At 64.4% G+C, this 20,704-nt stretch carries 22 protein-coding genes and 1 tRNA gene; 11 read left to right on the forward strand and 12 right to left on the reverse strand.

Features of this window, described 5'->3' with window-relative positions:
- Positions 1-10: 10 nt before the first annotated feature.
- The 6 genes from QX071_RS03750 to QX071_RS03775 all read right to left on the reverse strand — a co-directional run bounded on the left by QX071_RS03750 (position 11) and on the right by QX071_RS03775 (position 3,721).
- The gene (locus tag QX071_RS03750; protein WP_315702208.1) at positions 11-430 is read right to left on the reverse strand and encodes an endonuclease domain-containing protein; all 420 of its coding nucleotides are present in this window, start codon (positions 428-430) and stop codon (positions 11-13) included.
- A gap of 98 nt (positions 431-528) precedes the next feature.
- Positions 529-1,611, reverse strand: coding sequence for a phenylalanine--tRNA ligase subunit alpha (gene pheS, locus QX071_RS03755; protein WP_315702207.1), 1,083 nt, complete (start codon positions 1,609-1,611; stop codon positions 529-531).
- Between the two features lie 194 nt (positions 1,612-1,805).
- The gene (gene rplT / locus QX071_RS03760) at positions 1,806-2,165 is read right to left on the reverse strand and encodes a 50S ribosomal protein L20 (RefSeq protein ID WP_315702206.1); all 360 of its coding nucleotides are present in this window, start codon (positions 2,163-2,165) and stop codon (positions 1,806-1,808) included.
- A 72-nt stretch (positions 2,166-2,237) separates the two neighbouring features.
- A complete protein-coding gene (gene rpmI / locus QX071_RS03765; protein ID WP_008539890.1) occupies positions 2,238-2,438 on the reverse strand; it encodes a 50S ribosomal protein L35 in 201 nt (66 codons plus the stop codon).
- A gap of 409 nt (positions 2,439-2,847) precedes the next feature.
- The gene (infC, locus tag QX071_RS03770) at positions 2,848-3,387 is read right to left on the reverse strand and encodes a translation initiation factor IF-3 (RefSeq protein WP_315703136.1); all 540 of its coding nucleotides are present in this window, start codon (positions 3,385-3,387) and stop codon (positions 2,848-2,850) included.
- Positions 3,371-3,721, reverse strand: coding sequence for a hypothetical protein (locus tag QX071_RS03775; RefSeq protein ID WP_315703201.1), 351 nt, complete (start codon positions 3,719-3,721; stop codon positions 3,371-3,373). The genes infC and QX071_RS03775 overlap by 17 nt, the downstream gene beginning before the upstream one ends.
- Between QX071_RS03775 and QX071_RS03780 the strand changes: the two genes are divergently transcribed.
- Positions 3,720-4,505 carry an alpha/beta hydrolase gene (locus QX071_RS03780; protein WP_315702205.1) on the forward strand — a complete coding sequence of 262 codons (786 nt, stop codon included), beginning with the start codon at positions 3,720-3,722 and terminating at the stop codon, positions 4,503-4,505. The two genes, QX071_RS03775 and QX071_RS03780, sit on opposite strands and share 2 nt — an antisense overlap.
- Positions 4,506-4,512: 7 nt before the next feature.
- Here QX071_RS03780 and queG read toward each other — a convergent pair whose 3' ends face one another.
- Complete coding sequence (gene queG / locus QX071_RS03785; RefSeq protein WP_315703135.1) at positions 4,513-5,697, reverse strand: tRNA epoxyqueuosine(34) reductase QueG; 1,185 nt, start codon at positions 5,695-5,697, stop codon at positions 4,513-4,515.
- Positions 5,646-6,338: a glutathione S-transferase family protein gene (locus tag QX071_RS03790; RefSeq protein ID WP_315702204.1), complete on the reverse strand. Its 693-nt coding sequence runs from the start codon at positions 6,336-6,338 to the stop codon at positions 5,646-5,648. Before QX071_RS03790 ends, queG begins: the two co-directional genes overlap by 52 nt.
- A 373-nt stretch (positions 6,339-6,711) precedes the next feature.
- On the opposite strand from QX071_RS03790, the gene QX071_RS03795 reads away from it, so the two are divergent.
- Positions 6,712-7,518 (forward strand): undecaprenyl-diphosphate phosphatase, encoded by an 807-nt coding sequence (locus QX071_RS03795; RefSeq protein ID WP_315702203.1) that lies wholly within the window; start codon positions 6,712-6,714, stop codon positions 7,516-7,518.
- A 30-nt stretch (positions 7,519-7,548) separates the two neighbouring features.
- Here QX071_RS03795 and QX071_RS03800 read toward each other — a convergent pair whose 3' ends face one another.
- Positions 7,549-8,517, reverse strand: a complete 969-nt coding sequence (locus tag QX071_RS03800; RefSeq protein ID WP_315702202.1) for a complex I NDUFA9 subunit family protein — start codon at positions 8,515-8,517, stop codon at positions 7,549-7,551.
- Positions 8,518-8,714: 197 nt separating this feature from the next.
- On the opposite strand from QX071_RS03800, the gene QX071_RS03805 reads away from it, so the two are divergent.
- Positions 8,715-8,801: transfer RNA gene (locus QX071_RS03805), tRNA-Leu, on the forward strand.
- Between the two features lie 170 nt (positions 8,802-8,971).
- Here the strand turns inward: QX071_RS03805 and QX071_RS03810 are convergent.
- Positions 8,972-9,928 (reverse strand): IS110 family transposase, encoded by a 957-nt coding sequence (locus tag QX071_RS03810; protein ID WP_315701447.1) that lies wholly within the window; start codon positions 9,926-9,928, stop codon positions 8,972-8,974.
- A 1,105-nt stretch (positions 9,929-11,033) separates the two neighbouring features.
- Here QX071_RS03810 and QX071_RS03815 point away from each other — a divergent pair.
- The 8 genes from QX071_RS03815 to ptsN all read left to right on the forward strand — a co-directional run bounded on the left by QX071_RS03815 (position 11,034) and on the right by ptsN (position 18,720).
- A complete protein-coding gene (locus tag QX071_RS03815) occupies positions 11,034-11,492 on the forward strand; it encodes a hypothetical protein (RefSeq protein WP_315702201.1) in 459 nt (152 codons plus the stop codon).
- A 246-nt stretch (positions 11,493-11,738) separates the two neighbouring features.
- Entirely contained in the window at positions 11,739-12,353 is a 615-nt protein-coding gene (locus tag QX071_RS03820; protein WP_315702200.1) for a ribonuclease D, read from the forward strand.
- A gap of 128 nt (positions 12,354-12,481) precedes the next feature.
- Positions 12,482-13,225: an LPS export ABC transporter periplasmic protein LptC gene (gene lptC / locus QX071_RS03825; RefSeq protein ID WP_315702199.1), complete on the forward strand. Its 744-nt coding sequence runs from the start codon at positions 12,482-12,484 to the stop codon at positions 13,223-13,225.
- Between the two features lie 70 nt (positions 13,226-13,295).
- Positions 13,296-13,949: an LptA/OstA family protein gene (locus QX071_RS03830; RefSeq protein WP_315702198.1), complete on the forward strand. Its 654-nt coding sequence runs from the start codon at positions 13,296-13,298 to the stop codon at positions 13,947-13,949.
- Positions 13,950-14,278: 329 nt separating this feature from the next.
- Positions 14,279-15,262 carry an LPS export ABC transporter ATP-binding protein gene (lptB, locus tag QX071_RS03835; RefSeq protein ID WP_315702197.1) on the forward strand — a complete coding sequence of 328 codons (984 nt, stop codon included), beginning with the start codon at positions 14,279-14,281 and terminating at the stop codon, positions 15,260-15,262.
- A gap of 418 nt (positions 15,263-15,680) precedes the next feature.
- Positions 15,681-17,309 carry an RNA polymerase factor sigma-54 gene (gene rpoN, locus QX071_RS03840; RefSeq protein ID WP_315702196.1) on the forward strand — a complete coding sequence of 543 codons (1,629 nt, stop codon included), beginning with the start codon at positions 15,681-15,683 and terminating at the stop codon, positions 17,307-17,309.
- Between the two features lie 97 nt (positions 17,310-17,406).
- On the forward strand, positions 17,407-18,006 hold the full coding sequence (gene hpf, locus QX071_RS03845; RefSeq protein WP_315702195.1) for a ribosome hibernation-promoting factor, HPF/YfiA family: 600 nt from the start codon (positions 17,407-17,409) through the stop codon (positions 18,004-18,006).
- 252 nt (positions 18,007-18,258) lie between these two features.
- Complete coding sequence (gene ptsN, locus QX071_RS03850) at positions 18,259-18,720, forward strand: PTS IIA-like nitrogen regulatory protein PtsN (protein ID WP_315702194.1); 462 nt, start codon at positions 18,259-18,261, stop codon at positions 18,718-18,720.
- 56 nt (positions 18,721-18,776) lie between these two features.
- Here ptsN and QX071_RS03855 read toward each other — a convergent pair whose 3' ends face one another.
- Both QX071_RS03855 and QX071_RS03860 read right to left on the reverse strand, forming a co-directional pair.
- On the reverse strand, positions 18,777-19,799 hold the full coding sequence (locus QX071_RS03855; protein WP_315702193.1) for a hypothetical protein: 1,023 nt from the start codon (positions 19,797-19,799) through the stop codon (positions 18,777-18,779).
- Positions 19,800-20,107: 308 nt separating this feature from the next.
- Positions 20,108-20,593: a GNAT family N-acetyltransferase gene (locus QX071_RS03860; protein WP_315702192.1), complete on the reverse strand. Its 486-nt coding sequence runs from the start codon at positions 20,591-20,593 to the stop codon at positions 20,108-20,110.
- Positions 20,594-20,704 lie beyond the last annotated feature (111 nt).

Here is a 20,704-nt window from a genome sequence, read left to right on the forward strand (position 1 = left end):
TCCCGCGAAGTCAGTCCTGTTCCCTCCCCCGCTTGCGGGGGAGGGTCAGGGTGGGGGCTCTGGCTGCGACGGCAGCCGCGATGGTTTCGAGAACGCCAGCGCGATTGCTCATCACGTCGTTGTTGGCGAAGCGCAGGATCTGAAATCCTTTCGCTTCGATCACTGCGGAGCGTGAGGCGTCGCGCTGTTCGGCTTCGGTCGAGAAGTGCTGTCCGCCGTCAAGCTCGATGACAAGGCGCGCGGCGTGGCAGACGAAGTCGGCGATGTAACGGTCGATCGGAACTTGCCGACGAAAGCCTGCGCCGAGGAGGCGATGATCACGCAGCTCCGACCACAATAGTCGTTCGGCGTCGGTCGAATTTCTGCGGAGTGCCCGTGCATTCGATCGAAGCTTGGGGGATACGGTCCAGATGGGCTTCTCATCATCCATCGACACCTCCGCTGCGGAGATACCCCCACCCCAGCCCTCCCCCGCAAGCGGGAGAGGGAGCCGCAGCGCCCGATTGGAGATATCGAGGCCGCCAACGTTCACGAGCTCAATCCCCCCGCGAGCGTCGGCACCTCGAGCGGCTTGAAGCCGTAATGCGACAGCCAGCGCACGTCGCCTTCGAACAGTTGGCGCAGGTCGCTCATGCCGTATTTCAGCATCGCGATGCGGTCGATGCCCATGCCCCAGGCGAAGCCCTGGTACTCGTCCGGATCGAGCCCGCAGGCCCGCAGCACGTTCGGATGCACCATGCCGCAGCCGAGAATCTCCAGCCAATCCTCGCCCTCGCCGAAGCGGATCTCGCCCTTGTCGCGGCGGCACTGGATGTCGACCTCGAGCGACGGCTCGGTGAACGGGAAGAACGACGGCCGGAAGCGCATGTTGATGTGATCGACCTCGAAGAACGCCTTGCAGAACTCGTGCAGGATCCATTTGAGGTGACCGAGATGCGAGCCCTTGTCGATGACGAGGCCTTCGACCTGGTGGAATTGCGGCGTGTGGGTCGCATCCGAATCGATGCGATAGGTGCGGCCCGGGCAGATCACGCGGATCGGCGGCTTCTGGGTCAGCATCGTCCGCACCTGCACGGGCGAGGTGTGGGTGCGCAGAAGCATGCGCGAGCCGTCCGCCTTCGGATTGAAGAAGAAGGTGTCGTGCATCTCGCGCGCCGGATGGCCTTCCGGGAAGTTCAGTTTGGTGAAGTTGTAGTCGTCGGTCTCAATATCCGGACCTTCGGCGATGGCGAAGCCCATGTCGGCGAAGATCGTGGTGAGTTCGTCCATCACCTGACTGAGCGGATGCACCCTGCCCGCCTCCGCCGGCGCATCCTGCAACGGCAAGGTGACATCGATCGTCTCGGAGGCCAGCCTTGCGTCCAATGCGGCTGATTTCAGCACCTCGCGCCGGGCGGCGAGCGCTTGCGTCACCTTGTCCTTGGCGAGGTTGATCGCCGCACCTTGCGTCTTGCGCTCTTCGGGCGACATCTTTCCGAGCGTCGCCAGCAGCGCCGAGATCGAGCCCTTCTTGCCGAGAGCGGCGACGCGCACCGCTTCGAGCGCAGCTTCGTCGCCGGCTGCGGTAATCTGCTCGAGGATCGAAGTTTCGAGATTGGCAAGATCGGACACAGGTTGATCTCCGCGAAAAAGCGGCTGGTTGTCGCCGCGCGGGCGGCAGGGGTCAAGGTCAATTCGCCGCGTGAATGACGGTCGCGATGCACGCCTGGCGATGCCCGGCGCTCATCGGACTGAGACGGTCACAAGAATGCAAAAAGCGGCCGATCATCTCGGCCGCTTTCAGCGCTACTTCTCACACAGGAGAATCAGGCAGCCAATGCGGCCTTGGCCTTCTCGACGATCGCCTGAAAGGCCACCGGCTCGTTGATCGCGAGATCCGACAGCACCTTGCGATCGACGGTGATGCCGGACTTCGCGAGACCGTCGATGAAACGGCTGTAGGTCAGCTCGAACGGCCGCACGGCGGCGTTCAGGCGCTGGATCCAGAGCGCGCGGAAGGTGCGCTTCTTGCGCTTCCGATCGCGGAACGCGTACTGGCCGGCCTTTTCGACGGCCTGCTTGGCGGTGCGGATCGTGTTCTTGCGGCGGCCGTAATAGCCCTTGGCGGCCTTGAAGACTTTCTTGTGCTTGGCGTGGGCGGTCACACCGCGTTTGACGCGAGACATGACGGAAATCCTTGATCAATAGTGAGTGTGGGCCGCGCCCTGCGCGGCCGGCGGATCGGAAGCAGTTGGCCGTCAGGCGTTCGGCAAGAAGTACTTCTTGACGTTGTCGCCGTCGGTCTTGAACAGCACGCGGGTGCCGCGCAGCTGCCGGATCTGCTTCTTGGTCCGCTTGATCATGCCGTGGCGCTTGCCGCGCTGGGCGTGCATCACTTTGCCGGTGGCCGTCACCTTGAATCGCTTTTTGGCGCCGGATTTGGTCTTCAACTTGGGCATTTGGCTCTCCTTGATGCCAACAGCAAGCCGCCCGCTAAAGCGGCGCCGTCTGGCGAAAATGCTCGTTAGAGCGTTGACCGTGCTCAGGTTTTCGGAAAAAGCCGAAGCCACCCGCACAAAAGCATCGCCACGGCAGCCCTTGATCAGCCGGGCGGTGAAGGCTGCGCTTATGGCAGAGACAAGGCCGATTGGCAACGCTGGAGAGCCGGAATCAGCGAATTTGACCCGACGTCGGCTCCGTGCACGGCGAGAGACCATGGTGTCCCCGCACCGCCGTGGTTCGTCTCCGCCTTTGGCATCGACTTGCCCGGACGATGCGAATGCCGCCCGCGATTAACCTCTCGTTAGGCAAAAGCCCGCCAAACGCCGTGGCGGGCTCCTCAAGCTGTCGTGCAGGTGGGCGCCGGCTTTAGCGCGGCGCCAGCACCATCACGACCTGCCGACCTTCGAACTTGGCGTCCTGCTCGACCTTGGCAAAGGCGGCCACGTCCGCTTTGACTTTGTCCAGGAGCTTGGTGCCGATCTCCTGGTGCGCCATTTCGCGACCGCGATAGCGCAGGGTGATCTTGACCTTGTCGCCCTCCTCGAAGAACCGCTGCATGGCGCGCATCTTCACGTCGTAGTCATGGTCGTCGATCATCGGCCGGAGCTTGATCTCCTTGATCTCAACGACTTTCTGCTTCTTGCGGGCTTCCGCAGCCTTCTTCTGCGCCGAATATTTGTACTTCCCGTAGTCCATGATCTTGCAGACGGGAGGGCTGCTGTTCGGCTGAATTTCCACCAGGTCCATGCCGGCTTCGGCGGCCATCTTGATGGCGACCATGGTCTCGACGGTACCGTGGTTTTGGCCGTTCTGATCGATCAACTGGATCTGCGCATTGCGAATCTCATCATTGGTGCGCGGCCCGTCTTTGGTGGCAGCGGGCGGAGCTCTATTGGGACGGCGAATGGGTACTTCTCCGAAGTTGTGGAAGAGGGGCATTACTTTGAAGGAAGAAGCCGTAAGGGGCAAGACAGCTCACGGCTCCGGCGTGAAATTTCGCGCCGAGCGGTGCAGCTTTGCCGCCAAACGAGACCGAACTCGGCATCCGCGCCTGCGCGCCGGCGAGGTCGGGCATCTCCCCCGGAACCGGCCGCCGAACATCCGCAAATTCGGAGACGGTGCTGGTTCCGGTGGCGACATAGAGTGCGAAGTCGCGTTTCGCAAGCAGGACGGTCGCCGCGGCGTTGACGGATGGTTGAGGTTCGCCCACACAAACGCCCGATAGCGGGGTGCGATCCATGACCATCACGGCGGAAGCCAACGAAACGCCTGTCTTCATCGAGGTCGGTACGGGCCAATCGTCGCGCCGGATCGCGGTCCGTGCCCGTGAGGGCAGGGGGCCGGGCCTGTTCTGGCTCGGTGGCTTCCATTCCGACATGAAAGGCACCAAAGCCTTGGCGCTCGACGCCTGGGCAGCCGAGCACGGCCGCGCCTGTGTGCGCTTCGACTATTCGGGCCATGGCGAATCCGGGGGGCAATTCGTCGATGGGACCATCGGTCGCTGGCTCGAGGAGAGCGTTGCCGTGTTCACCCGGTTCTGCCGGGGTCCCCAGGTCGTGATCGGCTCATCCATGGGCGGCTGGCTCGCGCTTTTGCTCGCCCGCGAACTCGCCAAGCGCGCCGGCGAGCCGACCGTGGCGGGACTGGTGCTGATCGCGCCGGCGCCGGATTTCACCGAGGAGCTGATGTGGAAGGGATTTTCCCAGGCGGTCAGGCAGGAGATCGAGACCAAGGGCGTCTGGCTGCGGCCGTCAGAGTATGGTGACCCCTACCCGATCACGAAGACGCTGATCGAGGAGGGCCGCAACCATCTTCTGCTGGGCAGCGCCATCAATGTCGGCTGCCCGGTCCGGATCCTGCAGGGCGCCCAGGATCCGGATGTGCCCTGGCAGCATGCCTTTGCGCTGGCGCATCGCCTCCCCGCGGACGATGTCGTGCTCACGATGATCCAGGACGGCGATCACCGGCTGTCGCGGCCGCAAGACATCGCGCGCATCCTGGCCGCGGTCGCCGAGATGGGTTGAATCCAGATCACACGGCGAGTCGCCATTCCTGGCGCACGCCCTCGTCGGTCTCGCCAGCAAGTGCCATCGCCGCGTGCCGATCGAAGCTGGTGCGATCGAGCTGGGCCAGGGCCCAGACGGCCGCCCCGCGCACCAGCGGGCTGGCGTCGTTCAGGAGCGCTTCGGCCGTTGCCGCGAGCGCGGCGTCACCGGAATTGCCGATCGCAATCAGGACGTTGCGGATGAAGCGGTCGCGTCCGATCCGCTTGATCGGCGATTTCGTAAAGAGGGCGCGGAACGAGGCGTCATCGAGCGAGGCCAATTCGGCCAGCGCCGGTGCACGCAAGCCGTCGCGGGCGGCCAGCTTGGCCTCGCGCCCTTCCCTGGCGAATTTGTTCCAGGGGCACGCGGCCAGGCAATCGTCGCAGCCGTAGATGCGATTGCCGATGCTCTTGCGGAATTCGCGCGGAATCGGGCCTTTGTTCTCGATGGTGAGATACGAGATGCAGCGCCGCGCATCGAGCCGGTAGGGCGCCGGAAACGCTGCCGTCGGGCAGATGTCGAGGCAGGCGCGGCAGGAGCCGCAATGATCGATCTCCGCCGCGTCGAATGGCAATTCCAAGGTGGAATAGATGGCGCCGAGGAACAGCCAGGAGCCGAAGCTGCGGGAGACCAGGTTGGTGTGCTTGCCCTGCCAGCCGAGTCCGGCGGCCTGGCCGAGCGGCTTTTCCATCACCGGCGCGGTGTCGATGAACACCTTGAGCTCGCAGGGGGCCGTCGCGATCAGCCAGCGGGCCAGCGCCTTCAGCCGCTTCTTGATGATGTCATGATAGTCATCGCCGCGTGCATAGACCGAGATGGCGCCGCGGGAGCGGGCCTGAAGCACGGCAAGCGGATCCTCGTCGGGGCCGTAATTCACGCCGAGCATGATCACGCTGCGCACCTCGGGCCACAGCGTCTGCGGGTCCATCCGCCGCTCGGGGTCACGTGCCAGCCAGTCCATGTCGCCATGGGCCCCGGCGGCGAGGAATTCCTGGAAGCGCCGGGCGCGTTCGGGCGTCGGTTCCGGCCGCGCGATGCCAATGCAGTCGAAGCCAAGCTTGTGAGCCTCGGCCGCAAGCTTCGCCTTGAGATCGCGGCCGGGAGGAGCAGGCGCCGGGTTCAGAAGTCGAGGTCCACATAGGTCCGCGACGCCGGCACGCCCGCCAGCCAGTCGCTCAGCAGCGGACGGAACGACGGGCGGGACTTCACCCGCGCGTACCACGCCTTTGCTGCGTCGTCCTCGATCCATGGCACGTCGCCCAGATAGTCGATCGCCGACAGATGCGCGGCAGCCGCCAGGTCGGCATAGGTCAGCCGGTCGCCGGCGAGAAAATTGCGCCGCTGTGCCAACCAGCCGATATAGGCCAGATGATAGCGCACATTGGTCTTCGCGGCGCGAATCACGTCGGTCGAAGGCGGCCCGCCGCCATCCTCCTCGCTCATGAAGCGCTTGTAGATGCGCTCGGTGACCAGAAGGTTCGAGGCCTCCTCGAAGAACTTCTCGTTGAACCAGCCCATCAGCCGGCGCACCTCGATGCGTTCGGCCGTGGTGGTCGGCAACAGCCTGCGATCCCCCATCTCCGGCCCGCATGTCTCGTCGAGGAACTCTGCGATGACGCTGACGCCGGGTACCGGCGGCAAGCCCTCGACGGATAATACCGGCGTGGTTCCGGCGGGATTCAGCGTCAAGAAGGCTTCCCGCCGCTCCCAGGCGCGCTCCTCAACCAGCCGCAGGTCGAGACCATATTCACCGAGCACGAGGCGGACGAATCGCGAGTGCGGGCAGAAGGCATGGTGAAAGAGCGTGTACATGGAGCCTTTGACTAGATGGCCGCGCTTAACGAAGCTTCAACCATTCGGCGTTTGCGGCGGGTTCGCTGAGAGGGTCCGAGCTTCGAAACGACGTCCTGCAGATCCGATTCGGAGCATTAGCGCATGGTCGGCAAAAGTGTAAGCAGTTGGGCGGCTGGCCAAAGTGTGACCACAGGGAACGGTGTATCCCCAGGCAAAGCTGGCGGTGCCTGCATGCTCTTGCAGCCGCGCATTTCCGATTCGTGCTCGCGCGCCGGGCTTTTTGGATTGCGAGCGGTGGCCGAATAAGCGAGAAGGACGCGCTTTTCGCGGATCTCGCCGCATTGTCGGCGCATGTCGGCGGCGAGCGAGCCGGCAATGACGGACCAAATTCATGATGTCAGATACGCTGCGGGCGGTGCTTCTCGGGATCGTCGAGGGCGTCACCGAGTTCCTTCCGGTCTCGTCGACCGGCCATCTCCTGCTGGCGGAGCGCTTCTTCGGGCTGGGCGAGGACGGGTTCTGGAAGAGCTTCGCGATCCTGATCCAGCTCGGCGCCATCCTGGCCATCGTCGCGCTGTATTTCTTCAAGCTATCGCGCGTCGCCATCGGCGCCCTGTCGAACGCGGACGATCGCCGCTTCATCATCGGCGTGCTGGTGGCGTTCATGCCGGCCGTCATCATCGGCCTCATCGCCGGCAAATACATCAAGGCGGTGCTGTTCGATCCCTGGGTGGTCTGCTTCACGCTGATCGTCGGCGGTGCAGTCCTGCTGTGGGTCGATCAGATCGATCACAAGCCGCGCGAGCATGACGCCACGCGCTATCCGCTGATGATGTATCTGTGGATCGGCGTCGCGCAGTGTCTCGCCATGATTCCCGGCGTGTCGCGCTCGGGCGCGACCATCGTCGCCGCGATGCTGCTCGGCGGCGACAAGCGCTCGGCCGCTGAATTCTCGTTCTTCCTGGCGATCCCGACCATGATCGGCGCCTTCGTCTACGACTTCTACAAGAGCCGCGCCGAGATGACGACCGACCATATCGGCCTCATCGCGATCGGCTTCGTGGTGTCGTTCATCACCGCGATGATCGTGGTGAAGACGTTCCTCGAATACGTCACCCGTCACGGCTTCGTGCTGTTCGCCTGGTGGCGCGTCATCGTCGGCACCCTCGGACTGATCGCGCTGGCGCTGGGGATGTAAGGCGCTGCGTGGCGGGCTGCCCGCCGCGCCTCAGGCGTTCTTGCGCTGGAACTGGCCGGCGGGACGGAAGCGCCAGAGATATTGCGGGGCGATCGCCTCGAGCGAATCGGGCGTGATGCCGAGGCCCTGCAGGGTGCGCCCCTCCGCCGTGGCGGTTTCCGAGACGACGTTGTCGTGGCGCAACAGCTCGACCTGGTCCGGCGTCAGCTTCAGCGCGCCCGGCGCGAATTGCAGGAAGGCGGCCTGGAGTTTCGCCAGCCCGAACGGCAGCGACACCAGCGCGCGCTTGCGGTCGGTGATGTCGAGGATGATCTCGATGATCTCGCGGAAGCTGAGCACCTCCGGCCCGCCGAGCTCGTAAGTGGTCCCTGCCCTCGCCTTGCCGTCGACGGCATCCGCGATCGCGGTGGCGACATCGCCGACATAGACCGGCTGCATCCGGGTCTGGCCGCCGCCGATCAGCGGCAGGAATGGCGAGATCCGCGCCAGGCCGGCGAAGCGGTTGGTGAAGTCGTCCTCGGGACCGAACACCACCGAGGGCCGCATGATCGTTGCCGTCGGCAGCGCGGTCAGCACCGCCTTCTCGCCGGCGGCCTTGGCGCGCGCGTAAGCGGAGGCGGACGCTTCGTCGGCGCCGATCGCCGAGACATGCACCAGCTGCGCGCCCGCCCCGGCTGCCGCCTTTGCGACTGTCGCCGCCCCCTCCGCCTGCACCGCGTTGAAGGTCTGGGCGCCACTCTCGGTCAGCACGCCGACCAGGTTGATCACGGCATGCGCGTCGCGCATCGCCGCGTCGACCGAGGCCGGATAACGCAGATTCGCCTGCACGGCGTGGATCTGGCCGACCCGGCCCAAAGGCTGCAGGTGACCGGCCAGCTCGGGGCGGCGCACCGCGACGCGGATGCGGTAATCGCGCTTGGCGAGCGCCCGGACCACGTGGCGGCCGAGAAAGCCCGAACCGCCGAAGACCGTGACGAGGGTGTCGAGATTCGATGCCATGGGAATCGTCCTGGGATGTCCTGCGGAAGGGCGTCATTTGGCGGGCGTAGCGTCCGCCGCTTCGCCGCGCTGTATAGCGTATCGCCGCGGGACGGGAAACGTGGGGCGTGATTTTCCGCGCATCTCGGAAAAATCGTCACAAAAATCGCATCCGCGGTTTGACAAGCGCGCCCCCGATCCGTACTAACCGCCCCCATGCCCAGGTGGCGGAATTGGTAGACGCGCTGGCTTCAGGTGCCAGTGGCTTAACGGCCGTGAAGGTTCGAGTCCTTTCCTGGGCACCACGCTTCGCTCTTCGAGCTACGCGTGGTGCGGCGAAGTTGGATTTTCGCCGGTCGCGAAGCGGCGTCCGTAGCGCCCTAGGCCCAGCGAGCCCCCTACCCCGATTTAACCTGTCAAACAGCTGTTCTTGTCATTCCGGGGCACCGCGCCAGCGCTGAACCCGGCGACTGTCTTAGCTGTCAAGCGATTGCTGGGTATATCGGGTGTTGTTTTTGACCATGGTGTTTGCGGTGACCAACAGCTTTCGGGCGATGGCAATGAGGGCGAGCTTGGCGGGCTTGCCCTGTTCTCGCAGGGCTTGGTAGGCGGCTTTCATTCGGGGATTGTGACGGCTGGCGACGAGGGCGGCCATGTAGAGCGCCGTGCGCACGCAAGGGCGGCCGCCCGAGATGGCGGCACGGGGCGGCGCATTGCCGGACTGGCTGACATGCGGCGCGAGGCCGGCCAGGCTGGCGACAGCCTTGCGATCGACGCGGCCAATCTCAGGCAGTTCGGTGATCAGCACAGTGGCCACGCGCTCGCCGATCCCGGGGATCGAGGTGAGGATCTCGAAGCTGCAGGCAAGCTGCGGATCGGCGGCGATCCGGCGGTCGAGTTCGGTCTCGATCTGGCGGCACTGGGTCGTCAGAACAGAGATGGTGGCACGGTGATTGTCCAATAGGAGTGGCTCGGCGGTTTGTTTCAGCCGTGTCTTCTCCATGGCGATCATTTCCGTGAGCTGGCGACGACGTGTGGTGAGGGCCTTGAGCGTCAGCTGCTCGGCGGATGGCAATGGGCGAATGGCGTCGGTCATGGCGAGAGCGAAGCGCGCAATCAGCCGCGCGTCCAGCCTGTCGGTCTTGGCACGGCGCCCTTCAAACTCACGGAATGCCTTGATGCGGCGCGGATTGACGAGACCGACCTCGAACCCGGCCGCGCCGAGAGCGCTGACGAGTTGCCGGGCATAGGGGCCGATCGCCTCCAGCACGACACGGCCGACGCCGGCCTGGGTCAACCGCTCGACCACGGCGGCAACGCCTTCGGCAGCGTTGGCAACCCGGAAAGTCTTGCCCGAGGGAGCAAGGCCGACATCAAGAAAGCGCTGACCGACATCGATGCCGGCCGCGAGCGCAAGAGACTGAGCTGTCATGGGGATCAGACCTGTATGCGAGCTACCGGAAATCGGCGCTCATGCGACTGTTCGATCAGACAAGGCAAGCGGAGACGCCCAAGCCGGGTTACGGTCGCCGAGGCAACCGGGAATCCAACGAGCTGTCTCTACCCGCCGCCACTATGACAGTGACACCCGGTCAGATACAGGAATCCATGTCGTATCCCGCTCTGTGTCCAATGGATTCCGGGCTCGCGCTGCGCGCCCCGGAATGACATGGCGTTTGTCGAAAGATCATCCCGGACACGGACTCTCGTTCTCGCGGCGCAATCTGCGTCCGAGCTTTGCCAAGCTATCCCCCTCAACGGCGAGAGGGCACAGGGAAGGCCGGATGTTTGGCCAACACCCATGGCCCGCCTGCAAACAAAAAGCAGGCGGCAGTCACCACAGGTGGGCCGCAACAACCGGCCTTCCCTGTGCGATGGTTTTAACGCTTATACGCGCTCTCCCCGGGGACCGGCTGTCTTGCCCCCGTCGCCCATGATGCTCGTCGAGTTGCATCACGCGCTTGGCGTCAGCACCGGGACGCCAGGACCACACGATTTCACGTCCGTCGCCATATCGGTCGTCTTGCGCGAAGCGCGCCCGACATCGCAACGTCCACCGCATCCCGCGCTCAACGTTCGTGACGATCGCGAAGCGCCCCTCTCTCAAGAGCGCGGGACGGCGACTAACATCGTTCTGATTTGCCCGACACGACAAGCCGCACAGCCTGCGACAGAGTGGCACGACGGGCAGTTTGCGGATGGGTGATATGCACGAGCACGACGCGTAGTTACGTATCGGAGGAGGTCATCGCTGCCGCTTTCGACAACTGATTTCATGCGATCATCAATCCCCTGCACATGTTAGCTCGAACTGAGTTCGAGGTGCAATTCGTGACAGAGAAGGAGTTGTTTCCTGTCCTTGAAGAGCTTCGAGGAGATGCGCTTGCTTCGTCGTACGTGACTGCGTGGCGGTGTCGGCGCATGTCAGCGGCGCACAGCGCTGCTCTTGCTCTGTCGAGCTAACAAGAGAAACTTGGATTTGATCTGTGCGAACAATCGTGGTGGGATGAAGCCATAGCTGAACGTGCCGGGCCGGCTTGGAAAGCGGCGTCAAGCCGACCTTCGGCGCAGGCGGCGCCTATGTCGAGACGGTTAGCCGGACGACCTTCACGAGCTTTCGTCACCGGCTGTATCGTAAAGGCAATGCCGGGACGGCGTATCTCGCCATGACCCCGAACTACAAGATCGACGACATGAAGAGGTTCGAAGCAACGATACGGACGATCATGGCAGATCGCTCCGTCATCCTGATCGGCGACAAGACGAAACGGACGTGTCCGCTCCAGCTGGCCGCCCTGGAGAACAACCCGACCGGTGTCCAGGTGTCCGCTCAGATCGTCGGCGCGACAATGGCTGATCTTCAGGCGGCGAAGCGAATCGAGATCTCCTTTGACGGGATTGGACGTGTGGAGCAGGACGTCGCGATGGGATTGCAGTTCGATCTCGCCGGCGACCGGCGCAAGATCGGCATCGCTGCGCGGTCTTGCGTCAGGTGAGCCGCCGATAGATGCTGGCCGGCCGGCCAAGACCGCGGGTTCCGCCGGCGGGCCGTCTCGCCTTGCGACGCGCTCGGGCTTGCGTCCAGTCCGCCGGACTGGCATTCGGAGGCCGGCACGCGGCCAATCCGCGGCGTTTGCCGGATAGTTACCAGTGCCGGGCTTAAGTCCGCGCATCAGCGCTTTTACGCGGCGTCGGTCTGGCTCATCGCGTCCGACATCGATTCGACCGAGGTTTTGAAACACATGACCGTACGCCTGCACCGCGGCGACCTGCCCGATCTGTCCCGTTATACCACCTCGGTTGCGATCGATACCGAGACCATGGGCCTCAACCCGCATCGCGACCGGCTTTGCGTGGTGCAGCTGTCGAACGGGGACGGCACGGCCGACGTGGTGCAGATTCCGAAGGGGCACACCGATGCACCGAATCTGAAGGCGCTGCTCGGCAATCCCAACGTCACGAAAATCTTCCACTTCGCGCGCTTCGACGTCGCGGTGCTCTATCATACCTTCGGCGTGATGCCGCAGCCGCTCTACTGCACCAAGATCGCCTCGCGCCTGGCGCGCACCTATACCGACCGCCACGGCCTGAAGGACCTGGTGCGCGAGCTGCTTAATGTCGACCTGTCGAAGCAGCAGCAGTCGAGCGACTGGGGCGCTGATAGTTTGACCGAGCCGCAGCTTGCCTACGCGGCCTCCGATGTGCTCCATCTGCATGGCTTGCGGGAGCGTCTCGATGCGATGCTGGCCCGCGAGGGGCGGAGCGCGGTGGCGCAAGCCTGTTTCGAGTTCCTGCCGCACCGCGCCAGGCTGGATCTCCAAGGTTTTGAAGCCGAGGATATCTTTGCCCATTCCTGAGGCGGTCGATTCTTAAATTCTCGTAACCAATTGAGCCCTGACGGCCACAGATCGGCCGCCGGTTCCGGCTGCAATGTCCGCCGTCTCCGTGGTAGAATGCGCACGGAACCTTCCGCATTGGAGCCACGGTGAACTCCGTCCACAACCCCGTCTACGATCCCGGACTGGAAGCGCGCTTCGCCGTGGCCTCGCGGCACAGCCGCATGGTCCGCGTGTTGCGCATCGCGGTGCCGGTGGCCGTGGCCTTGGCGATGGCGGCGGTTCTGGGAGTCTCGATCTTCAATCCATTCCGCGTTCTGATGCCGAGCCTGCCGCTCGATTCCGGCAATCTCGTCGTCTCCGGCAGCAAGATCACCATGGAGACGCCGCATCTCACCGGCTTCACGCCGGACCAGCGGCCTTACGATCTCGTCGCCCACAGCGCCGTGCAGGACCTCACCGATCCCGATCATGTCCAGCTCAACATCCTGCGCGCCAAGGTGCTGATGGAAGACCAGTCCACGGTGACGCTGAAGGCGCGCACCGGCATCTTCGATACCAAGCAACAGCTCCTGGATCTGTACAAGGATGTCGTCATGACGACATCGACCGGCTACGAGGCGCATTTGAGCGAGGCGCATGCCGACATGGGCAAGGGCACGGTGAGCTCGGACCAGCACGTCGACGTCAAGCTGACCAATGGCACGCTGGCTGCGGATCGCCTGCGAATCACCGACAATGGCGATGTCGTGCGATTCGAGGGCAATGTGGTCATGCATCTGGAAAATCTGGACGGCGGCAATGCCGGGCCGAATGCTCCGGCCGCCGAGCGCGCGGCCGACGCAACGCCCACGCAGCGGACGCGGCCCGTCAAGTCAACGAATGCAAAGTGAATTCATGATTGATCTTATCAGGCCAAGTCGCGTCAGGCTCGGTCGCGCGGGCTCTGCCCTTGCGCGATTCATGGCGGTTGCGGCGCTGCTCGCAGGCGCCAGCGGCGGTGCGTTCGCGCAGAGCGCAACGACGGGCGTGCCCAACGCGCTGCAGGGCTTCTCGCAGAATCGCGATCAGCCGATCCAGATCGAGGCGGCTTCGCTCGAGATGCGCGACAAGGTGAAAGAGGCGACCTTCTCCGGCAATGTGAAGGTGGTGCAGGGCGACACCACGATGACGTCGAAGACGCTGGTGGTGTTCTACGAGGGCGGTTCGAACTCGCCTGGCAATGCCGGCGCCAAGCCGGCGAAGGGTCCGTCGATGCAGGCTGCGACGCCTGGGCCAGGTGGCGCCTCGTCGATCAAGCGGCTGGAGGCGCGCGGCAACGTCGTCGTGACCCAGAAGGACCAGGTCGTCACCGGCGAGACCGCCATCTTCGATCCCAAGAGCAACCAGATCACGATGCAAGGCGGCGTGGTGCTGACCCAGTGCAAGAACGTCATGCGCGGCGACCGGCTGACCGTGGACATGACCACCGGGGTCTCCAGGGTCGAATCCGACAGCGGCCGAGGCGTGCAGGTCTTGCTGCCGCAGGCCTCGGGAGGCGGCAGCGGGCAGGGCTGCGGCTCGTCCGGGCCGACCATCGGATCGCCATTGTCGTTGGGCGCAAATAGGCCCAAATGACAGGAGAGTGACCCGAGAGTTTGGCTTGGGTTACTCTTGGGTTAACTGGCGGCAGTTGAATGCCGCCGCGCCCGCCTCTATTTACGAATGCGGCCGTTGCCGTCGCAATGAACTCGCCACAACGTCTTGGTGAAGTCCATGGCTGCGGAGCCCATATGAGGGCAGGGCGGTGGCTTGCGGCGATGTGCAGGTGCTGTTCCGGGAGATGTTGGCGAGCCCCGAGGTCGAAGGCGTCCGCTGGGCAGGGTAAATCGTTCGTTCGAACTGGGCGACCGAATCAGGCTGAGCGGGTGGTGAGACACCTTCGAGGGAGTTGAGCAAAGCGGGGAATGGTGGATCTACGCGACATGTTCCGTCGGCAGCCCGCAAAGCGCGGCCAGCGAGGTTTCGTGCGCCCGCGTGAGGACATCACCGCGCTCGACGATCCGTTGGCGGCGCTCGCGGAGACCGTGAGCGAGCGGCCCGGGCCACGGATCAACCCGCGCTCGCCGCAGAACACCGAGACACTGGCGCGCAGCAACCGCCCGCCCGCGAATAAGGCTGCAGGCAAGTCAGCAAAAGCCGGTGGCGGGCCGCAGCTGTTGCGGCGGCCGGGCTTTCTCGCGGTTCACTCGATCGAGAAGAGCTTTGGCAGCCGCCAGGTGGTGCGCGGCGTCAGCATCTATGTCCGGCGTGGCGAGGCGGTGGGCCTGCTGGGGCCGAACGGCGCCGGCAAGACCACCGTATTCTACATGATCACTGGCCTGATCAAGGCGGATCGCGGCGCCATCGAGCTCGACGGCCACGATGTCACCCGCCTGCCGATGTATCAGCGCGCGCGACTCGGCATCGGCTATCTGCCGCAGGAAGCTTCGATCTTCCGCGGCCTCACGGTCGAGCAGAACATCCGCGCGGTGCTGGAAGTGGTCGAGCCGTCGCGCAAGAAGCGCGAGCGCGAACTCGACGCGCTGCTCGAAGAATTCACCATCACGCGGCTGCGCAAGTCGCCGTCGATCGCGCTGTCCGGCGGCGAGCGCCGCCGCGTCGAGATCGCGCGTGCGCTTGCCACGCGGCCGAACTACATGCTGCTCGACGAGCCGTTCGCCGGCATCGACCCGATCGCGGTCGGCGACATCCAGCAGCTCGTGCGCCACCTCACCAATCGCGGCATCGGCGTTCTGATCACCGACCATAACGTTCGCGAGACGCTGGGCCTGACCGACCGCGCCTATATCGTCTACGCCGGACAGATCCTGACCGAAGGCAGCCCGGAGGAGATCGTCGCCGATCCCGACGTGCGCAGGCTTTATCTCGGCGAGGAATTCCGCCTGTAGTGTCATGAATGTTTTGTCGGCTTTGTCGTCCATGCGACATGCGCGACGACTCTGCCGCAGGCTTGAGCGTCAGAACGAATTGTCGTTCCGGCGTATGACGCGACCTCGGTGCGCTGCCTTGCGCGCGTCGCGATCCGCGGGGGATGCATCAAGAAAACGATAACGGCCAATTGCCCCGCCAAATAACAAGCTGCGGCCAAGAGCGGCCAAGAATCCTGGCCGGAGGCCGGAACAACGGCGGAAATGTCGGCGATTGCGGTCGCGCCTGGCGGGGAGAAAAGGCGGCAGCTGCCTGAGCCGGTAACGGCTTAGTGCGTGCGCGCCATAGTTCGTTTTTCTTATTCGTCAAGCCGTGTACATCCGGCGCAGAGTAGGATAAGCAAGAATTGGACCACTGTTAGGGAATGTTCTTGCCTCCATGGCGCTGACGCAGAGATTGGAATTCCGCCAGTCGCAATCGCTGGTGATGACGCCGCAGCTGATGCAGGCGATCAAGCTGCTGCAGCTGTCAAATCTGGACCTCGCAACGTTCGTCGAAGACGAGCTGGAACGCAATCCGCTGCTGGAGCGCGCGGCCGACGGGCCCGAGGCGCCGGTTGCGGGCGAGCACACGGCGGAGCGCGCCGAGTTCTCCGATGCCGAGGGCGGCAACGACGATTTTGCCGAGGCGAGCGGCAGTGGCGAAAGCTTCGAGCCGGCCCAGGAAGACTGGATGAACCGCGATCTCGGCAGCCGTGCCGAGATCGAGCAGACGCTCGACACCGGCCTCGACAACGTCTTCTCCGAAGAGCCGGCGGAAGCGGCCGCACGCAACGCGCAGGACGCACCGCCCACCACCTACACCGAATGGGGCGGCGGGGCCTCGAGCGACGAGGACTATAATCTCGAGGCCTTCGTCGCCGCCGAGACCACGCTTTCCGATCACCTCGCCGAGCAGGCTGCGGTCGCCTTCACCGCGCCGGCCGACCGCATGATCGGCCAGTACCTGATCGATCTCGTCGACGAGGCCGGCTATCTGCCGGTCGACCTGGGCCAGGCCGCCGAGCGGCTCGGCGCCGAGCAGGCCGATGTCGAGGCGGTGCTCGGGGTCCTGCAGACATTCGATCCGCCCGGCATCTGCGCGCGGAACCTGAGCGAGTGCCTGGCGGCCCAGCTGCGCGAACTCGACCGCTACGATCCGGCGATGCAGGCGTTGATCGAGCATCTCGACCTGTTGGCCAAGCGCGATTTCGCCGCGCTTCGCAAGCTGTGCGGCGTCGACGACGAGGATCTCGTCGACATGATCGGGGAAATCAAAAGGCTCGATCCGAAGCCGGGGCTGAAGTTCGGCACCACGCGCACCCAGACCATGGTGCCCGACGTCTATGTGCGGCCGGGGCCCGACGGCGGCTGGCTGGTCGAGCTCAACAGCGACACGCTGCCGCGCGTGCTCGTGAACCAAGTCTATTACACCGAGTTGTCGAAGAAGATCGGCAAGGACGGCGACAAGTCCTACTTCACCGACTGTCTGCAGAACGCGACGTGGCTGGTGCGTGCGCTGGATCAGCGGGCGCGCACGATCCTGAAAGTGGCGACCGAGATCGTGCGCCAGCAGGACGGCTTCTTCACCCATGGCGTGGCGCATCTGCGGCCCTTGAATCTGAAGGCCGTTGCGGATGCCATTCAGATGCATGAATCGACCGTGTCGCGCGTCACCGCCAACAAATACATGGCGACCAATCGCGGCACGTTCGAGCTGAAATATTTCTTCACTGCGTCGATCGCCTCGGCCGATGGCGGCGAGGCGCATTCCGCGGAAGCCGTCCGTCACCACATCAAGCAGCTGATCGATGCGGAGGAGCCTTCGGCGATTCTCTCCGACGACACCATCGTCGAGAAGCTGCGCGCGGCCGGCATCGACATCGCGCGTCGCACGGTCGCGAAATACCGCGAAGCGATGCGGATACCTTCTTCGGTGCAGCGGCGTCGCGACAAGCAGAGCATGCTCGCGCATGCGCTATCGGGTTCGCATGCGCCCGATCGTTCCCGGGACACCGCTTCCGCCTGATCGCGCCTGGTTGCGTCCATCGATCGCGCTGGCGCGGATTGCGCCTTGCCCAAATCGGGCTAGTCTTGGCCTCGGTTGACATGAATCGAGGCAGCATATGACCTTACGGATCTCCGGCAAAAGCATCAGCGTCGGCGAGGCGCTGCGTGGGCGCGTCAGCGAACGGACGGCGGAGGTGCTGAGCAAATATTTCGACGGCAACTACTCCGGTCACATCACGCTGTCGAAGGACGGCTTCGGCTTCAAGACCGACTGCGCGCTGCATCTGGATTCCGGAATCACGTTGGAGGCGGAGGGCAACGCGCCGGACGCCTATGCCAGCGCCGACCAGGCTCTGCTGATGATCGAAAAGCGGCTACGCCGCTACAAGAGCCGGCTCAAGGATCGTTCGGCGCGCAAGACGCATGCCGCCAATACGGCGCTTGCCGGCCTCGAGGCGCCGACGGTGGACGCGCCCAGCTACGTCATCGAGGCTCCGGGGGAGGGCGACGAGGAGCTCTCCGGCTACAATCCCGTCATCATCGCCGAGGCCACGACCGCGCTGAAGCGGCTGTCGGTCTCCGAGGCGGTCCTGGAGCTCGACCTGACCGGAGCCTCCTGCCTCGTGTTCCAGCATGGCTCCAGCGGCCGCATCAACGTGATCTATCGCCGTGCCGACGGCAATATCGGCTGGGTGGATCCCCCCGCCACGTCTTGAAGCCGGCCGCCGGGACGCAGCGGATTCGGCCGTGGAACGCGGCAATTGACCGCCTTTTGGACGCCGTTCAACGATCTTAAGGATAGGCCGCCGGAACATGCTTGCGGGAGTTGGCACGGCCGTTGCGTTGGGGTAGAAGCCCCTCGCATCCGACCCGGGCGAGCCCCCGCCCGCGTCGTTCGTCGGCTCCTTGACGCCGCTCGGTCCCGACCTATTTTCGCCCCTGACGGTTCATTCACCTCGGAACGCCCTATGCCGATTACCGATCTGGTCGCACCCGAGGCGATTCTCCCGGCATTGAAGGTCAATAGTAAAAAGCAGGCGCTGCAGGAGCTGGCCGCCCGCGCCGCAGCGCTGACCGGGCAGAACGAACGCGCCATCTTCGAGGTCCTGCTGCAGCGGGAAAAGCTCGGCACCACGGCGGTCGGCTATGGCGTGGCCATCCCGCATGGCAAGCTGCCGAAGCTGGAAAAGCTGTTCGGCCTGTTCGCCCGCCTGGAACGGCCGATCGATTTCGAGGCGATGGACGGCCAGCCCGTCGACCTGATTTTCCTGCTCTTGGCGCCGGAAGGGGCGGGCGCCGATCACCTGAAGGCGCTGGCGCGCATCGCCCGGCTGCTCCGCGATCAGGACGTCGCCAAGAAGCTGCGGGCCTCCCGTGATGCCCAGGCGATTTATTCCGTGCTGGCGCTGCCGCCCGCCTCCGCGGCGTGATGCCGCGCCGTCCTCCAGCGAATTCGTGCGCACTTCGGCTTGAAGAACGCTAGCCACTAGTCCCCCTGCCAGTTCTGGCGCCCTTGCGAGCAGCACCCAGCCTCTGCCGCGGGCCGGCCCGGGCGCGGCAGGGCGAACGTCGTGAGGCGCTTGGCAAGCCTGCGCGCGGCGCCGTAGCCCTTTGCACGCGCCAGCGTGTCCGCAGGAGTCGGATCGTAGCCGAACTCGACGACCAGTTCCTGGAACGCCTCGTCGCGGAGCAGATCGAGATGCTGCGGCATCATCCGATCCTTGTAGACACCGACCTTCTTGGGCCGTCCCGACGACGTCAGGCCGCGCCCCAGGACCTTGAGGTCCGATGGCGCTTTGCGCGGAAGCCCGAGATAGTCGCAGATGCGGTGAAGGACGGGAAACGACGATGTCGTCGTTGCATCGTCAGCGGCGAGTTCGGAATAGAGATCTTCGAACCTCACGGTCAGACAGGCCGGCGAGTCGAGCCAGCTCATGAAATTCCTGATCCCGGATCGGGGAAGCGAGAGGATTGTCGAGGTGATCCGCGACGCATCGTCGGGGTGGGCTGCCGATCCGGCTGCCCGCAGATAGGCGTTCCACTTCCGCATCCGCGGGTAGGCCGCCGAATGGTAGACGAAGTCGACCCAGCTCATGACGATGTCGCGCGGGTCGCGCACGATGAACAGCATCTTGTGCTCGGGTCTGCCGAGCAGATATTGCTCGAGATGCGGACAGTACTCGGTATGCGAGGCGCAGAAGTAGCCGGGAGTGAGTGCGGAGGCCCAGAGCGGCGCCGTAATCGCGCGTCCGTAATCGAATGACCCGTCCGGGTTCACTTTGCTGATCGATGATGTGTAGGTGTGGTAGCCGACGTCGACGTGGCCGCCCAGCGCTCTCACGAGCTCGACCAGGAGGTAGGTCCCCGCCTTGGGTACGCTGTTGCAGATCACGTAGTACGGGCTCGATCCCGGCGCAGGAACGTCCGCGAACACGTGACGGTTCGGCACGGTCCCGAGCGCCAGCTCTCGAAACAGCCCAAGGCTCGACCCAAGGCTCGACGCATGCATCTGCAGTCCCTACACACGATCGTCGTGTTTTTCGATCCCGAAGCACGAGATTGCCGCGACATGACGCGAGCATCGAAAGGCGCGAACATCGGAATCGGAGCACTAGCGGCTGCCGCCGCAGGGACAAACTTAAGGATTGGACAGCTCGGCCCTGAACGGGCTTGATTTATGTCTCGGCGTGAAATTCGGCGCCGCGGAAATGGCCAGAAACAAAATTCTTGAATTATCCGTCTCGTCGATCGGGCTCGGATCGGTTTGCCCGAGCCGTTCGTCATCGCGAGCGTCGGCAGCGTGACGCTGCGCCGGCATCACGACAGAGCTCGTGCGAGATAGCGGACCGTCTTGGCGCCGCCGTGAATGCTGGCCGAGCCGACTTCTGAAAAGTCAAGCGCGGCATGAAACGCGTCGGACTGCGGATTGGGCGGGTCGAGATTGACCTCGCAGACGACGCGATCGTGGCCCGCCTCCGACGCCTTCCGGATCAATGCCTCGTAGAGCCGGCGCGCCAGACCGCGCCCTCGCGCCATGGGCGCGACCACGATGCGATCGACATAGACGAAGCGCGGAAAGCGGTCGTGAAACCATTGGAAGTTCGGATTGTCATAGGAGGCGCGCTCGTCGAGCGCGATCAGGAGCGCGTCGGCATCGCCGATCCGCCAGGCGGCATAGGCCTGCACGACAAGATGCGCGAGCCGCCCGGAGTCCAGCCAGGATAATTCCGTGGCATGCGCGTTGTTCAGCGCCAGCAGCGCCGCGCCGAGCGGCGAGCCGGGCGTCAGCTCCGCGGATGTCATGGATCTCAGGAGCGCGTCCGTCATTAAGCAACAAACATCGGGCCAAAAAAATACGCGGACCTGTCGAGGCGACAGATCCGCGCATGTGTATCACGGCTCCATCGACCGCCA

This window comes from Bradyrhizobium sp. SZCCHNS1022, from assembly GCF_032484835.1.
In the GTDB taxonomy this organism is placed as follows: Bacteria; Pseudomonadota; Alphaproteobacteria; order Rhizobiales; family Xanthobacteraceae; genus Bradyrhizobium.